This is a genomic window from Streptomyces sp. NPDC059224 (assembly GCF_042754285.1).
Classification (GTDB): Bacteria; Actinomycetota; Actinomycetes; order Streptomycetales; family Streptomycetaceae; genus Streptomyces.
The window spans coordinates 18861-33654 of record NZ_JBHZAN010000069.1 but is presented as its reverse complement, the minus strand read 5'-3'; the positions used below and the strand labels follow the sequence as shown (position 1 = coordinate 33654).

Genomic DNA, 14794 nt, shown 5'->3' with positions numbered 1-14794 from the left:
CATAGGCGCACGGGACTTCACACCCGTGCGGTGAACTCCCCCGAGACCGGCCGGGGCGGGGGCACCCCGGGGGGCGGGGGCCCCCCCGCGGTCCGCCCGGGGCGCCCCCCCGTCCGCCGTGACCACGAGGGTCAGTCCTCGTCGGCGAGGATGAGGTACAGCTTCTTGCGGGTCTCGTTGATGACGGCCAGCGCCTTCTCACGCTGTTCCTTGGTGCCGGTCTTCCAGACCTGCCCGAAGGCCTCCATCAGACCGAAACCGGCCTGCCGGATCTCGCCGAGGGCCTCGAAGTCGACCCCGCGGGAAGCCTCTTCCCAGGGGGCGTCCGGACCTTCGTCGGCGGCCGTGCGGCCGCTGCCGGTGAGGGAGAACAGCTTCTTGCCGCCCTCGCTCTCGCTGACGATCAGGCCCTCGTCCTCCAGCAGCTGGAGGGTGGGGTAGACCGAGCCGGGGCTGGGTTTCCACGCACCGCCGCTGCGCTCGGCGATCTCCTGGATCATCTCGTAACCGTGCATCGGGCGGTCCTTCAGCAGGGCCAGGATCGAGGCCCGCACATCACCGCGCCGCGCCCTCCCCCTGGGACCTCCGCGCCCTCGTGGCCCCCAGTGCCCCGGCCCGAAACCGGGCCCACCGGGACCGAACCCGGGGCCACCCGGCCCGAAGGGGCCGAACGCCGCACGGCGTCCCTGTCGCTGCCCATGTCCACGCTCGTGTCCGTGGGAACGCATGGCGATCACTCCATTCCATCGTTGATCTGTCGCGTATCGTTCGCGATGCGTCAACGATATATCGGAAGCTTTCGAATGACAACCCCCACTCGCCAACACCCTGACCGGACACACTCCCCGGCTGGACGCACCCCCGAAAGACGGCGTTGCATGACCATGCGTTGTGATGCATACTCTTCCTATGTCCAAGGTCCTCACCTCCCTTCCCGCCGGCGAGCGCGTCGGCATCGCCTTCTCCGGCGGGCTCGACACCTCGGTCGCGGTCGCGTGGATGCGCGACAAGGGCGCCGTCCCGTGCACCTACACCGCCGACATCGGCCAGTACGACGAGCCCGACATCGCCTCGGTGCCCGGTCGCGCGCACACCTACGGTGCCGAGATCGCGCGCCTGGTGGACTGCCGGGCCGCGCTGGTCGAGGAGGGCCTGGCCGCGCTGACCTGCGGCGCGTTCCACATCCGCTCGGGCGGGCGGGCGTACTTCAACACCACCCCGCTGGGCCGTGCCGTCACCGGCACGCTGCTGGTGCGGGCCATGCTGGAGGACGACGTCCAGATCTGGGGCGACGGCTCGACCTTCAAGGGCAACGACATCGAGCGGTTCTACCGCTACGGCCTGCTCGCCAACCCGCACCTGCGGATCTACAAGCCCTGGCTGGACGCGGACTTCGTCACCGAGCTCGGCGGCCGCAAGGAGATGTCCGAGTGGCTGCTCGCGCACGGGCTGCCGTACCGGGACAGCACCGAGAAGGCGTACTCCACGGACGCCAACATCTGGGGCGCCACGCACGAGGCGAAGACCCTGGAGCACCTGGACAACGGCATCGAGACCGTCGACCCGATCATGGGCGTGCGGTTCTGGGACCCCGAGGTCGAGATCCTGCCCGAGGACGTGACCGTCGGCTTCGACCAGGGCCGGCCGGTGACCGTCAACGGCAAGGAGTTCGCAACCGCCGTCGAACTGGTCATGGAGGCCAACGCGATCGGCGGCCGGCACGGCCTCGGCATGTCCGACCAGATCGAGAACCGGATCATCGAGGCCAAGAGCCGCGGGATCTACGAGGCGCCGGGCATGGCCCTGCTGCACGCCGCCTACGAGCGGCTGGTGAACGCGATCCACAACGAGGACACGGTCGCCCAGTACCACAACGAGGGCCGGCGCCTCGGTCGCCTCATGTACGAGGGCCGGTGGCTGGACCCGCAGGCGCTGATGATCCGCGAGTCGCTGCAGCGGTGGGTCGGCGCGGCCGTCACCGGCGAGGTGACGCTGCGACTGCGGCGCGGCGAGGACTACTCGATCCTCGACACCACGGGGCCGGCGTTCAGCTACCACCCCGACAAGCTGTCGATGGAGCGCACCGAGGACGCCGCGTTCGGCCCGGTGGACCGGATCGGTCAGCTCACCATGCGCAACCTCGACATCGCCGACTCCCGCGCGAAGCTGGAGCAGTACGCGGGCCTCGGCCTGATCGGGTCGGCCAACCCGGCGATCGGTGCGGCGCAGGCCGCGGCGACAGGCCTGATCGGCAACATGCCGGAGGGCGGCGCCGAGGCGATCGCGTCCCGCGGGGAGGCCGCGCCGGACGCCGACGAGCTGCTGGACCGGGCGGCGATGGAACTGGGCACGGACTGAGCGTGCCGCTCAGAAGGGCCGGCCCGGCACCGGGTCGGCCCTTTCCCGTGCCGGGGGTAGGGCCGATCGGCACGCGGCGGAGACCGACGGTCCGACGGCGAGTGCGGCACCGTCGTGGTCGCTCGCGCGGTTCCCCGCGCCCCTGTCGGGACGCAGGAGCGGTGGGCCGGGGCCGCCGGGTGGGGGAAATCGGGCCAGGGGATGGCGATTGGCCTTGGAGAGGAGTGGTGCGAAAGCCCTACCGTCCGGGGCATGCGGATTCGAATCGTCGATGCCTTCGCCGAGCGGCCGTTCGCCGGCAATCCCGCCGGTGTCGTGCTGCTCGACGCCTTTCCCGATGACCCGTGGATGCGGAACGTGGCCATGGAGGTCAACCACGCCGAGACCGCGTTCGCGCACCCCCTGTCCGAAGACGCCGACGGCGACTGGGCGTTGCGGTGGTTCACGCCGGTCACCGAGGTGGCGATGTGCGGACACGCCACGCTGGCCACGGCCCATGTGCTGCACACCACCGGAGCACACACCGGCCCCGTGCGGTTCGCCACCCGCAGCGGGGTGCTGATCGCGACGCCCACCGCGGAGGGGGCGATCACCCTCGACTTCCCCACCGCCCCGCTCACCCGGGTCGACACTCCGGCGGGCGTCGCCGACGCGCTCGGTGCGGAACCCGTCGCCGCCTTCGACACCGGACCGGACGTCGGTGACCTGCTCGTCGAACTCGCCGACGAGAGGACGGTGCTCGGCCTCTCCCCCGACCTCAGGGCCCTCGGCGCCTACTCCACGCGCGGGATCATCGCCACCGCACGTGCCGAGGACCCGGCGAGGGGCTACGACTTCCTCTCCCGCTGCTTCTTCCCCAACGTCGGCATCGACGAGGACCCGGTGACCGGCAGCGCGCACACCGCGCTCGCCCCGCACTGGTCGGCCCGGCTCGGCAGGCCCGATCTGACCGGGCTCCAGGCCTCCCGCCGTACCGGCTTCGTCCGCACCGCGCTGCGCGGCGACCGCACCCTGCTCACCGGACGGGCCGTCACCGTGATCGACGGGGAACTGCTCACGCAGTAGGCAGCCAGCCCACCCTGCCCGCCAGCAGCGCGTAACCGACGAACGCGCCGATGTCGAGCAGGGAGTGCGCCACCACCAGGGGGCCGACCCGGCCCCACCGCCGGTACAGGTAGACGAAGACCACGCCCATCACCATGTTGCCGACGAAACCGCCGATCCCCTGGTAGAGGTGGTACGACCCGCGCAGTACGGAACTGGCCACCAGCGCCGTGCCCGCACTCCACCCCAACTGGTCGAGGCGGCGCAGCAGATAGCCGACGACGATGACCTCTTCGAGGATCGCGTTCTGCATCGCGGAGAGGATCAGCACGGGGTACTTCCACCACACGTCCGGCAGCGCCTCCGGCACCACCGTGAGGTTGAAGCCGAGGCCGCGTGCCGCGAGGTAGAAGGCGATCCCGGCGCTGCCGATCACCGCGGCGACGCCCGCCCCGCGTCCGAGGTCGGGCCAGGGGCGGGTGCGGTCGAAGCCGAGCGTGCGCAGGCTCGCGCCCTCGCGGAGAAGAAGGTGGGCGACCAGCAGCACGGGGACGAGCGCGCTGGCGATGCCGAACAGCTGCCAGGCCAGATCGAGCCAGGGGCGGCCCGGCGCGGCGGACGCGTTGAGGGTCGCCGCCTGGTCCTTGAGGCCGCCGGGTTCGGTGACCGATCCGACGAAGCTGATCAGGGCGGAGACTCCACTCGCACCGAGCGAGAGCCCCAGCACGAGCAGTGTCTCGTCCCTGAACATGCGCTGCGAGGGCCGCTCCCGTGGGTAAGCACCGGCCACCTGGTCCGCCTCCACCTGTACTCCTGCCTCCAACGGTCATCGGACGTCACAGCTTGCCCGATCAACCCCGGACAGGAGCGGCCGACCCCCGCCGCCGCACCGGCAGGGCACGACCCCCTGCGCTCACCGCATCAGCGCCGGCTCCGATAACCCCACCGGCCACGTGTGCACCGGCTCCCCCTGATTCATCAGGTCCGCGTAGCGCCGTGTCATCGCCGCCAGCGCCTCGTCCCTGGGCAGCCCCCGTTCCACCGCCCGGTGGAACGTCGTCGCCTGCCAGGACGCACCGTTCACCCTCCGCCGGCACCGCTCCTCGATCACGCCCAGGTAGAAGTCCCGGTCGGCTGCCTCCACCCCCCACGCGTCCAGCCCGGCCGCCGCCAGCGGCAGCAGTTCGTCGCGGACCAGGGTGACCGCGTCCACCTCGGCCGTCCCGCCGCCGTACCGGCCGCGCCTCGGCCACACCAGCCGCGCGTCGATGCCGTGCCGGCACGCCGCGTCGAAGTTCGCCTCGGCCGCGGCGAACGGCAGCCGGGTCCACACCGGCCGCGACTCCTCGGCCAGGGCGCGCACGAGGCCGTAGTAGAACGCCGCGTTGGCGATGACGTCGGTGATGGTCGGCCCGGCCGGCAGCACCCGGTTCTCGACGCGCAGGTGCGGGACGCCGTCGGCGATGCCGTACACCGGCCGGTTCCAGCGGTACACCGTGCCGTTGTGCAGGACGAGTTCGGCGAGTTTCGGCACCCCGCCCGCGTCCAGCACGGCCAGCGGGTCCTCCTCGTCGCAGAGCGGCAGCAGCGGCGGGAAGAAGCGCAGGTTCTCCTCGAAGAGCTCGTACGCGGAGCTGATCCAGCGCTCGCCGAACCAGATGCGCGGCCGTACGCCCTGCGCCTGGAGCTCGGGCGGCCGGGTGTCCGTGGCCTGGAGGAACAGCGGTGGCCGGGACTCCCGCCACAGTTCGTGGCCGAAGAGGAAAGGGGAGTTCGCGCCCACGGCGATCTGCACGGCGGACGCCGCCTGCGCCGCGTTCCACACGTCGGCGAAGCGGGCCGGCGTGACCTGGAGGTGCAGTTGGACGGAGGTGCAGGCGGCCTCCGGGACGATCGACTTCGACGTGCACCTGAGATGCTCGACGCCCTCGATGTCGAGCACGAAGTCCTCGCCCCTGGCGGCCACGATCTGGTCGTTGAGCAGCGTGTACCGGTCGACCTCGGAGAGGTTCGCGGAGACCAGGTCGTCCCGCTCCAGGGTGGGCAGAATGCCGATCATCACGATCCCGGCGGCCACCTCGCGCGCCTTGCGGTCGGCGTACGCCAGCGAGGTCCGGAGTTCCTCGTCGAGCCGGTCGAATACCCGGCCGCCGAGCCGGTGTGGAGCTATGTTCACTTCCAGGTTGAACATGGCGAGTTCTGTTTGGAAATCACGGCTCGCGATACGTTCGAGCACCTGTCCGTTCAACATTCTCGGCATGCCGTCCGAACCGGCGAGATTCAATTCGATCTCGACGCCCATGAGGTTCTTGGGGCGGTCGAACCGCTTCTCCACCAGCAGTCGCTCCAGCCCCGCCAGACAGTCACGGAGCTTTTCGCGGTAGCGCTGGCGATCGGACAGGTCGAACCGGCCCGCCACGACCTTCTCCCCCATCGAAGCGTCCCTCCTCGAATGGGCGGACCGGGGTTCCGGCCGCCGATGGTCCCGGGTCCAGGTGGGATGATGCCCAGCGGGAGCGATCGATAACGTCGCGCGCGGCACCGGTAGCCGCTAGTCTGTTGGAATGTGTCCTGCGGCACATTCGCGGGGCATGGGGCATCATGCAACTGCGGGTTCCCCGATGTCCTCGTGAAAAACGCCGACGACATTCGGCCGACCGCGAGAACCTCGTATTACGAGGTCAGCGCGGTCACGGCGGGCCGGAAATCGGGAGGATTCCGCACGTATCAATGGCCGAATTACGCCTTCCTCTCTTCTGTGGGACGACCCGGTGAAACGCCGTCTGAACAGGCGTCGTATAAACTCCGCGAACAAGGCAGAAGGCTGGCGCCCACGGTCTGGTTCCTGCCCTTTGAATGACGTGCGGCGGACAACGCCGGTACCTCTCTTCACCGAGCCGGGCCCCCGCCTCTCTGACCCCCCTGTGAGCTGACAGCGCCGTCCGCCCCTGCCCTCGCGCCGCCGCGCCTGTCGAACGAGAGGCGACACCATGCCGCTGCACGTCCCTGCTGCCCCCGCGCCTGCCCTGCGTTCCGTCCTCACCGCCCTCGGGTCCCCCACCGCGGTCCGCGAGGCCCGTACCCCCTCCCTGCGCACCGCCCAGGGGCCCACGACCCCCGAACTTCCCCTGCCCCTGCACGTCCTGGACCGCATCACCCCGGAGGGCATGTCCGCCACCCGGCTGGCCGGCTGGCGCTTCCTGATCCGCTGCGGCGACCGCGCGGTGGCCGCGGCCGACACCAAGCTCACCCCGGACGGCTGGGCCTTCTCGCACTTCTTCGAGGGGCCCTACATCTCCTCCACCGAGCGGGCCCTGCAGCAGGCCGAGGCCCTGCAACAGACCTACCAGCCGCGCCTGTTGTCCCTGCCCGGCCTCTACATGCTCACCCTGTGGCTGCACGGCGACTGCACCGCGGACGGCGCCGAGGGCCACCCGGCCGCCAGCGACCTGCTCGTCCCGCTCGCCCCGGCCCCGCCCGGCATCGCGGCCCACCGGCCGCACCCGGTGGCCGAGCTGCTGCCCGTGCTGACCCACCGGATCACCACGGCACCCCTGCTGATCACACCCGCCTGAGACCGGCACCCGCCGTACCCCGTCGCCCTCGGACGAGTGACGGGGTACGGTCGTATTTCCACAAGTCAATACGTGGGACACCAGAAGCCGCTCGTACGAGCAATTAGCCGCTCCCCAGAGCCGGATAACGCCACTCCACCGACCTGACTAGCCCCATCCGGCCATGCGGAACCATCCGAATTGGCAGCCCGGTCGGGATGAACCGTCCGCGCGAGTGACGCGTCTCCAATCTGTGAGAAGCGGTGCGGCTAAATCCCTGCGGAACACCGCCCGGAGGGCAACACTGGTTTCCGACCGACTCATCACCACGGGGGACCGAGATGACCACGACAGAGCGAGAGACCCCACCCATGTGCCAGCACCAGCCACCGTGCCCGACAGCAGAATCCGCCGACCGGGAGTCCGCCCGTCTGACGGCGCACCACCCGGAGCAGGGGTGGAGCCTGCTGTGCAACGGCGTCCTGCTCTTCGAGGACACCGGTGAGCTTCTGCCCGACGGCCAGATCATCGCGCCGCACCGCCCGCAGGGCGCCGGCAGCGTGATGACCGCCGCCTGACGACCACCGCACCACCCCCGGGCGGCTCCGCCGCTCCGCCCGGTGACCAGCAGGGGCCGGACGCACACGCATGGTGCGCACCGGCCCCGACGTGCGTCCAGGGGGCGTCACCCTTTGTAGCGAGTCCTCGGCGCAGCGCGAAGCGGGCCGGTTCCGGAGCGTCGAGGTGTCACGCGTCAGCTCATGGGCACGTATTCGAACCAGTCGAAGGCGGCCCGGCCCTCGGTGACGTACATGCCGACGACCCGGCCGGTGAACCCGCCCGCCACCTGGGTGGAGAGATACCGCCCGTCGAGTTCGGCCAGCCGGACGACACCGTCGGACGTTTCCAGCGAAAGGGTCACGGCGTCGGGCCCGCCGGACCGGACGCCGGCCGCCCCGGTGTGCCCCGGCACGGTCGCGGCGGGCGGCGGCACCCGGGTGGTGCGGGTCTCGACGACGAGGGTCAACGGGCCCGGGGGAACGGGGTGTTCGGAAATCGTCTGCCGCAGCGGACCGATCCTGACGACCGCGCTCACCGTTCCCCCGCTCACCTCCAGGTCGTAGTGGTGGGCCTCGTCGATACGGAGGGAGAGACCCGCGCGCGCCGGGCCCGGGTCGAGCAGCGCCGCGGCACGGCAGTCCGGGTGTTGCTGGCGACGGCCGACGAAGGTGTGCCCGGGCCGGTCGAGGCTGTTCCCGGTGGCCGTGAGCGTCAGCCACCCCGGCCGCTCGGACAGCGACCAGGAGCCGGCCGGCCGGCTGCGCGGGGAGATCCACTGCGGTGCGAGGACCGCGTCCGTGAACTCGTCGCGCACGGGCGGCCGTTCGACCGGGTGCCAGACCGCCGGAGCCTGCTCCCGCTCGCGCACCGGCCCCATCCGCGGCCAGCCGTCCGCCCACTCCACCGGAGCCAGGAAGGTCTCCCGGCCGAGGACGTGGAACTCCGGGAACCAGCCGCGCGGCCGGGTGCCCAGCAGCACCGCCCACCAGCTGCCGTCGGCGGCCCGTACCAGGTCGGCGTGGCCGGTGCACTGGACCGGCTCCCGGGTGCCCCGGTGGGAGACCAGCGGATTGCCCGGCGCAGGCTCCCAGGGCCCGCGCGGTGAGCGGGCGCGGGCCACGGACACCCCGTGCCCGAGCGCGGTGCCGCCCTCGGCGACCAGCAGGTACCACCACTCCCCGACCCGGTACAGGTGCGGCGCCTCGGGGTCGCGCAGCCCGGTCCCGGACCACATCGGCAGCGGCCCCTCCAGCACCTTCCCGGTCCGGGTGTCGATCCGGGCCACCGCCACCCCCGCGACCGCGCACCAGCAGTCGCCGTTCTCGTCCCAGGCGAGGTCGGGGTCGATGCCGGGGACGTCGATCCACACCGGGTCGGACCAGGGCCCCTCGGGCCGCTCGGCGGTGACCAGGAAGGTGCCCCCCGCGCTGACGTTGGTCGTGACCACGTGGAAGAGCCCGTCGTGGTGCCGGATCGTCGGGGCGTACACCCCGCCCGAGGCCGGCGTCTCATCCGGCAGCGTCAACTGGCCAGGCCGGTCCAGCACGTTCCCGAGCTGCCGCCAGTGCACCAGGTCCCGGCTGTGCAGGAGCGGGACGCCGGGAAAGTACTCGAAGCTGGAACACACCAGGTAGTAGTCCTCCCCCACCCGGCACACGCTCGGGTCGGGATGGAATCCGGGGATGACCGGGTTGGCGTACGTCCGCATGCGTGCCCTCTCCCACCGTCGCCGAAAGTTTCGGCGATGCCGGCGAACATGACGAGGCGCACTGTAGGGCCCTGTCCGAGGCCCGACAAGGCGGGCGTACTACAGCTTCAGACGGTACGGGAGCAGGCAGACCACGACGTCGGTGCGGGCCCGCAGGACGGTGGCGAGGAGCAGGCCGCGCTGGTTCTGGAGGATCTCGTAGCGGCGGTGGAGCGGCTCCACCTCGGGGATCAGGACGGCGACCTGGCGGCCGCCCTCCGCCGCCCTGCGTACGTAGTCGACGATCGGCTGCACCAGCGAGCGGTGCGGGCTGTTGACGATGTCGAGGCGCACTCCGGGGTTCCACCGGTCCCATGCCTCCTCCAGCGCACGGGACCGGACCGGGTCGGCGTGCACCGCGACCGCGACCACCTCGTCGCCGAGGGCGAGGGCGGCGCCGAGGGCGTGCCGGGCTAGTTTGCTGACCTCGCCGATCGGCACGATCACCAGGCTGCCGGTGTGCCGGGACGGAGGCTGCGGTATGCGCCCGAGGCCCAGCTCCCGGCCCACGGCGGTGTAGTAGCGCTGGATACGGGCGAACAGCAGCATCAGCAGCGGTACGGCGAGCACCACCACCCAGGCGCCGCCGAGGAACTTGGTGAGCAGCAGGATGACCCCGGCCAGGGTGGTGAGCAGGGCGCCGGTGCCGTTGATGAGCGCCCGGCGCTTCCAGCCCGGCGGACGCGAGGTCGTCCAGTGCCGGACCAGGCCGACCTGGCTGAGGGTGAAGCCGATGAAGACGCCGATGGCGAAGAGCGGCAGCAGCCGGTGGGTGTCGGCATCGGTGGCGACCAGCAGCAGCGCGGCCAGCAGCGCGAGGACCACCACGCCGTAGCGGTAGACCGGGCGTTCGGCGCGCAGACCGAAGAGGTGCGGCAGCCGGTGGTCGCGGGCGAGCAGGCTCATCAGCACCGGCAGGCCGCCGAAGCTGGTGTTGGCGGCCAGGCCCAGGACGAGGGTGACGACGAGGTTGGTGACGTAGTAGGGCCAGCCGGTGCCGTAGGCGCCCGCGGTGAGCTGGGCGAGGACGGTCACCCCGCCGCGGGGGGCCACATGGTCGCGGTGGATGAGGATCGCCAGGCCGATGAGCATGATCCCGAGCAGCGCACCCAGCATCAGTTCGGTGCGCTGGGCACGCCTGACGCTGGGGGGCCGGAAGGTCGGTACGGCGTTGGCGATGGCCTCCACACCGGTCAGGGCCGAGCACCCGGACGAGAACGCCTTGAGGATCACCAGCGCGCCCAGCGCCTCGGTCGCGTGCACGGGCTGATCGGTGCCGACCACGGCCGCCGGGTGCGAGCGCAGCAGACCGAGCAGGATCACGCCGAGGACCGCGACGACGAACAGCAGGGTCGGCAGCATCAGCACCCGGGCGCTCTCGGCGATGCCCCGCAGGTTCACGGCCGTCAGCAGAGCCAGGCCGATCAGGCAGACGAGCAGCTTGTCCCGCCCCAGGGACGGGAAGGCCGAAGCGAGCGCGTCGGCGCCGGCGGCGAGGCTGACGGCGACGGTGAGGACGTAGTCGACGACCAGGCTGGCGGCGGCGAGCAGGCTCGCGGTGCCGCCGAGATCCGCCTTGGCGACGGCGTAGGCGCCGCCCCCGTCCGGGTGAACGGCGATGACCTGGCCGTAGGAGACGACGAGCACGGCGAGCAGGAAGGCGATCGCGAGGGTGATGGGCAGGGTCGCGGTGAGCGCCCCGGTACCGGCGACCACCAGGGCCAGCACGATCGCCTCGGGCCCGTACGCCACCGAACTGAGCGCGTCCAGGGAGAGCGCGGCCAGCCCCTGCAGACTGGTCAGACCGTGTCTGTCGCCCTCGCCCGGGCGCAGCGGCACCCTCGGTCTCAGTTCACGTCGTGCCAGGCCATACGCCATCGGGACCCCATCACGGCCGGTGGGACGGTCGGCAACAGTGTCCTCCGCGCCGTGGGTGCCCGCCCGTGGGACATACCCGGACGGGCCGGCCGGCGTGAGCGAGTCAGGGAGGGCCGGGCTTGACGACGTCCTTGAGGTGGACGACGCCGAGCACCCTGGCCGGCCCGTCGCCCGAGGTCTCGGCCACGGCTAGCGGGGTGCCGCCGGAGGCCGAGACCTGCTCGACGCAGGCCTCCGGGGCGACCGGTACCGTGCCTGCGTTCTCGGTGACCCAGTCGGCGACCGCTGCGGCCGCGCCCTTGCGCAGCCGTCGGCCGGACGGCAGGTCGACGCCGGACATCCGGGTCACGGCCGAGAAGGCGACCCACTCGGCGCCCTCGGGTTCCGCGGCGGCGGGACCGAACTGTCCCTGCACGTACTCGGCGATCGAGCGGCCCTCGGGAGTCCGGTCGGCCAGGCTCGACGGCATCGCGGCCTCGGCGAGGTGACGTCCCATGACGGAACCGACCGGCAGCAGGGCGCTCGCCCGCCGGCTGCCGAAGGTGACGGTGCCTGTCTTGTCGAGCAGCAGCGTGTTGACGTCGCCCGCCGCCTCGACCGCGCGGCCCGACATCGCGAGCACGTCGCGCTGCACCAGCCGGTCCATGCCGGCGATGCCGATCGCGGAGAGCAGTCCGCCGATCGTGGTCGGGATCAGGCAGACCAGCAGGGAGACCAGGAAGATGCCGGTGACACCGTCGGCGGTGAGCGCCTGGGTGTCGGGCGCGGCCGGCAGGAACTCCTTGGAGAAGACGGCCATCGGCTGCAGGGTGACCACCGCGACCAGGAAGACGAAGGTCATCATCACGAGCAGCAGGTTGAGGGCGAGTTCGTTAGGGGTCTTCTGCCGGTTGGCGCCCTCGACCAGAGAGATCATCCGGTCCAGGAAGGACTGGCCGGGCTCCTGGGTGATCCGGACGACGATCCGGTCGGACAGCACTCGGGTGCCGCCGGTGACGGCGCAGCGGTCGCCCCCCGACTCGCGGATGACCGGCGCGGACTGGCCGGTGATCGCGGACTCGTCGATGCTGGCCACGCCCTCGACGGCATCGCCGTCACCGGGCACCAGCTCCCCCGCCTCGACGACCACGAGGTCACCGCGCCGCAACTCCCCGGCGCCGGCGCTCTCTTCCGCGTACGGACCGTCGGCCGGCCCGGTGAGCCGGCGGGCGACGGCCTGGCGGCGCATCAACCTCAGGGTGTCGGCCTGGGCGCGGCCCGGGCTCTCGGCGACCGCCTCGGCCAGGTTCGCGAAGACGACGGTCAGCCAGAGCCAGACGGTGATCAGCCAGCCGAACCCGGACGGGTGCGCGATGGCGAGCCCCGTGGTCAGGGCCGCGCCGATCTCGGTGACGAACATGACCGGATTGCGGGCCGGAGTCACCGGGTCGAGCTTGCGCAGCGCGGCCGGGAGAGCCCGCCCACAGCTGCCGGGGGCCGAGCAGTCCGGCACCGATCCGACGGCCGCTCTCCGCGTCGGGCGGCCCTACCGTGCCGGCGGGTTCCTCACGCACGGGTGCGGGTGCGGTCATCAGAAGCGCTCCGGCTTGATCAGGGCCACCACGAGGTAGGCCAGCAGGCCGACCGCGACGATCAGCCCGACGATGTTCTCGATCGTCACGGGGACCTCTTCTTCAAAAGCGGGCGTGGGACGGGAACGCGGGTGGAGTGGTGCGGTGGGAGACACCTCCGGGCGAGGCCGGGCCGTCGCTCGCCCGGAGGTGGGTATCGGGGACGGGCGGGACTACAGACCGACGTCCCGGCGGCGGATGTCCTCCAGGGACTCGCGGCGCACCAGCAGGCGGGCGTGGCCGTCCCGGACGGCGGTGACCGGCGGACGGCCCACCAGGTTGTAACCGGAGGCCATCGAGAGGTGGTAGGCGCCGGCCACCGGGACCGCGAGCAGGTCACCGGGGCGCAGGTCGGAGGGGAGCTCGACGTCGGCGGCCAGGATGTCCCCCGCCTCGCAGTGCCGCCCCACGACCGTCACCGGGGCCGTCGGCGCGGTGCTCGCACGGCCGACGAGCCGGGGCGCGTACCGGACGCCGTACAGTGCGGGCCGCGGGTTGTCGCTCATCCCGCCGTCGACGGCGACGAAGGTGCTCGCGCCGGTCCTCTTGACGGCGAGGACCCGGTACACGGCGATCCCGGCCGGACCCACGATGGCCCGGCCCGGCTCGATGATCAGGCGGGGCACCGGCAGCCCGGCCGCCGCGCACGCCTCCGTCAGCTCGGCGCCCACCTTGCGGGCCAGGGCGGTCAGGTCGAGGGCCTCCTCGCCGGGCCGGTAGGCGATGCCGTGGCCGCCGCCGAGGTCCAGCTCGGGCAGCACCAGGCCGTGCTGTTCGTGCAGCCGGGCCATGAGCCCGACGACCCGGCGCACCGCGGCCAGGTAGGGCTTGACGCTGGTGATCTGGGAGCCCAGGTGGCAGTGGAGGCCGGTGAGTTCGAGCTGCGGCTGGTCCAGTATCCGGGCGATGGCGTGCTGCGCGTAGCCGTCGGCGATGGACAGGCCGAACTTCTGGTCGTCGGTGCCGGTACGGATCTTCTCGTGGCCGCCCGCACTGATGCCGGGCACCACCCGGACCATCACCTTCTGGTGCCCGTCGGGTCCGACGGCGGCCGCCAGCCGGGCGATCTCCGAGGGGCTGTCGATCACGATCCGTCCCACGCCCAGCCGCAGCGCGGTCTCCAGGTCGCGCGGGGACTTGGCGTTGCCGTGCAGCACGATCCGCTCCGGCGGGAACCCGGTGGTGACCGCGAGTTCGAGCTCGCCGGCCGAGCAGACGTCCAGTCCCAGGCCCTCCTCCTCGGTCCAGTGGACCATGGCCCGGCACAGGAACGCCTTGGCCGCGTAGAGGACTTCGGCGTCCGGGAAGGCGTGCCGGTAGGTGCGGCAGCGCTCGCGGACCTCGTCCTCGTCCAGGACGTAGACGGGCGTGCCGAACCGGTCGGCGACCTCGGCGAGCGGGACACCTCCCACGGCCAGGTCGCCGGGCCGGGGCTCGGTGGTGGAGGCGGGCCACACCGACAGATCGGCGGGCGTGGTGGTCAGGACGGGTTCGTGCAGGGTGGTCATCGACCGCCCCCCTCTCAGACGGTTCAGGCGGTTCGGGCGATCCGCAGGGACACGGCGGCCGGCGCGAGCGGCGCAACCGGGATCGGCGCCGGTGCGGACAGCTGGGGATCGACCGTGACGGTGGTGACGCCGAGTGGTGCGGTCAGGGCACGCAGCGCGGGTTCGGCGAGCCGGATCCAGGCCTGGTCGGGGCCGAGCGTGGCGGCGAGCCGGCGGGCCGAGGTGAAACCGACGGCGGTGCGCTCGCCCAGGGCGGTGCGGAACAGGCGGGCCGCACATCCCGCGGGACCCGGCCGGACGGGTACGAACAGTGGTCCGGCCGGGAAGCGATCGGAAGGTTCCGGATCGTCACCGCACATGAGCTCTGCCATGGGATGCCTCCTGGTACAGGTAGAAGCTGGTGCCCCGGACGCGGGGAGGCTGACCGGGGCTCTCCCAAGAAGCTATGCCTGTCCCCAGCGGTCCCCCGATGCCTCATGACGGGACGCTGACGGTGATCGCGGCGACGTTGACGGGATGCTGACGGAGGGGCCG

General features: G+C 71.9%; 12 protein-coding genes and 1 pseudogene. 4 read left to right on the top strand and 9 right to left on the bottom strand.

The genetic code is table 11. From position 1 onward, the window contains the following. Nucleotides 1-131: 131 nt before the first annotated feature. Nucleotides 132-728 carry a PadR family transcriptional regulator gene (locus ACFXI4_RS42985; protein WP_385002699.1) on the bottom strand — a complete coding sequence of 199 codons (597 nt, stop codon included), beginning with the start codon at nucleotides 726-728 and terminating at the stop codon, nucleotides 132-134. A 181-nt stretch (nucleotides 729-909) separates the two neighbouring features. On the opposite strand from ACFXI4_RS42985, the gene argG reads away from it, so the two are divergent. Beyond that, nucleotides 910-2358, top strand: coding sequence for an argininosuccinate synthase (gene argG / locus ACFXI4_RS42980; RefSeq protein ID WP_385002696.1), 1449 nt, complete (start codon nucleotides 910-912; stop codon nucleotides 2356-2358). Between the two features lie 252 nt (nucleotides 2359-2610). Continuing rightward, a complete protein-coding gene (locus tag ACFXI4_RS42975; protein ID WP_385002693.1) occupies nucleotides 2611-3423 on the top strand; it encodes a PhzF family phenazine biosynthesis protein in 813 nt (270 codons plus the stop codon). Here the strand turns inward: ACFXI4_RS42975 and ACFXI4_RS42970 are convergent. Together ACFXI4_RS42970 and ACFXI4_RS42965 are read right to left on the bottom strand one after the other, a co-directional pair. Next, on the bottom strand, nucleotides 3413-4153 hold the full coding sequence (locus tag ACFXI4_RS42970) for a type II CAAX endopeptidase family protein (RefSeq protein WP_362727890.1): 741 nt from the start codon (nucleotides 4151-4153) through the stop codon (nucleotides 3413-3415). The genes ACFXI4_RS42975 and ACFXI4_RS42970 overlap by 11 nt on opposite strands. 162 nt (nucleotides 4154-4315) lie before the next feature. Continuing rightward, nucleotides 4316-5836 carry a glutamate--cysteine ligase gene (locus tag ACFXI4_RS42965; RefSeq protein ID WP_385002690.1) on the bottom strand — a complete coding sequence of 507 codons (1521 nt, stop codon included), beginning with the start codon at nucleotides 5834-5836 and terminating at the stop codon, nucleotides 4316-4318. A gap of 556 nt (nucleotides 5837-6392) precedes the next feature. On the opposite strand from ACFXI4_RS42965, the gene ACFXI4_RS42960 reads away from it, so the two are divergent. Then, nucleotides 6393-6977, top strand: a complete 585-nt coding sequence (locus ACFXI4_RS42960) for a hypothetical protein (RefSeq protein WP_385002687.1) — start codon at nucleotides 6393-6395, stop codon at nucleotides 6975-6977. A 350-nt stretch (nucleotides 6978-7327) separates the two neighbouring features. Next, complete coding sequence (locus ACFXI4_RS42955; protein ID WP_385002705.1) at nucleotides 7328-7534, top strand: DUF5999 family protein; 207 nt, start codon at nucleotides 7328-7330, stop codon at nucleotides 7532-7534. A 176-nt stretch (nucleotides 7535-7710) separates the two neighbouring features. On the opposite strand, the gene ACFXI4_RS42950 is transcribed toward ACFXI4_RS42955, so the two are convergent. The 6 genes and pseudogenes from ACFXI4_RS42950 to ACFXI4_RS42925 all read right to left on the bottom strand — a co-directional run bounded on the left by ACFXI4_RS42950 (nucleotide 7711) and on the right by ACFXI4_RS42925 (nucleotide 14631). Continuing rightward, entirely contained in the window at nucleotides 7711-9225 is a 1515-nt protein-coding gene (locus ACFXI4_RS42950) for a glycoside hydrolase family 43 protein (protein WP_362723771.1), read from the bottom strand. A gap of 99 nt (nucleotides 9226-9324) precedes the next feature. After that, complete coding sequence (locus tag ACFXI4_RS42945; RefSeq protein ID WP_385002683.1) at nucleotides 9325-11142, bottom strand: APC family permease; 1818 nt, start codon at nucleotides 11140-11142, stop codon at nucleotides 9325-9327. A 112-nt stretch (nucleotides 11143-11254) separates the two neighbouring features. After that, a pseudogene (locus ACFXI4_RS42940) lies at nucleotides 11255-12713 on the bottom strand (potassium-transporting ATPase subunit B); the annotation flags it as partial. Further along, nucleotides 12713-12802, bottom strand: coding sequence for a K(+)-transporting ATPase subunit F (gene kdpF, locus ACFXI4_RS42935; RefSeq protein WP_360493140.1), 90 nt, complete (start codon nucleotides 12800-12802; stop codon nucleotides 12713-12715). The pseudogene ACFXI4_RS42940 and the gene kdpF, both read right to left, overlap by 1 nt. Nucleotides 12803-12925: 123 nt before the next feature. After that, nucleotides 12926-14260, bottom strand: coding sequence for a diaminopimelate decarboxylase (gene lysA / locus ACFXI4_RS42930; RefSeq protein WP_385002679.1), 1335 nt, complete (start codon nucleotides 14258-14260; stop codon nucleotides 12926-12928). 23 nt (nucleotides 14261-14283) lie between these two features. Beyond that, complete coding sequence (locus tag ACFXI4_RS42925) at nucleotides 14284-14631, bottom strand: SAV_915 family protein (protein WP_385002676.1); 348 nt, start codon at nucleotides 14629-14631, stop codon at nucleotides 14284-14286. Nucleotides 14632-14794 lie beyond the last annotated feature (163 nt).

Coding starts and splice junctions, on each gene's coding strand:
- ACFXI4_RS42950 (WP_362723771.1), bottom strand. CDS start 9,225: ATGCGGACGTACGCCAACCCGGTCATCCCCGGATTCCATCCCGACCCG.
- ACFXI4_RS42960 (WP_385002687.1), top strand. CDS start 6,393: ATGCCGCTGCACGTCCCTGCTGCCCCCGCGCCTGCCCTGCGTTCCGTC.
- ACFXI4_RS42965 (WP_385002690.1), bottom strand. CDS start 5,836: ATGGGGGAGAAGGTCGTGGCGGGCCGGTTCGACCTGTCCGATCGCCAG.
- ACFXI4_RS42925 (WP_385002676.1), bottom strand. CDS start 14,631: ATGGCAGAGCTCATGTGCGGTGACGATCCGGAACCTTCCGATCGCTTC.
- argG (WP_385002696.1), top strand. CDS start 910: ATGTCCAAGGTCCTCACCTCCCTTCCCGCCGGCGAGCGCGTCGGCATC.
- lysA (WP_385002679.1), bottom strand. CDS start 14,260: ATGACCACCCTGCACGAACCCGTCCTGACCACCACGCCCGCCGATCTG.
- ACFXI4_RS42970 (WP_362727890.1), bottom strand. CDS start 4,153: ATGTTCAGGGACGAGACACTGCTCGTGCTGGGGCTCTCGCTCGGTGCG.
- ACFXI4_RS42955 (WP_385002705.1), top strand. CDS start 7,328: ATGTGCCAGCACCAGCCACCGTGCCCGACAGCAGAATCCGCCGACCGG.
- ACFXI4_RS42985 (WP_385002699.1), bottom strand. CDS start 728: ATGCGTTCCCACGGACACGAGCGTGGACATGGGCAGCGACAGGGACGC.
- ACFXI4_RS42975 (WP_385002693.1), top strand. CDS start 2,611: ATGCGGATTCGAATCGTCGATGCCTTCGCCGAGCGGCCGTTCGCCGGC.
- ACFXI4_RS42945 (WP_385002683.1), bottom strand. CDS start 11,142: ATGGCGTATGGCCTGGCACGACGTGAACTGAGACCGAGGGTGCCGCTG.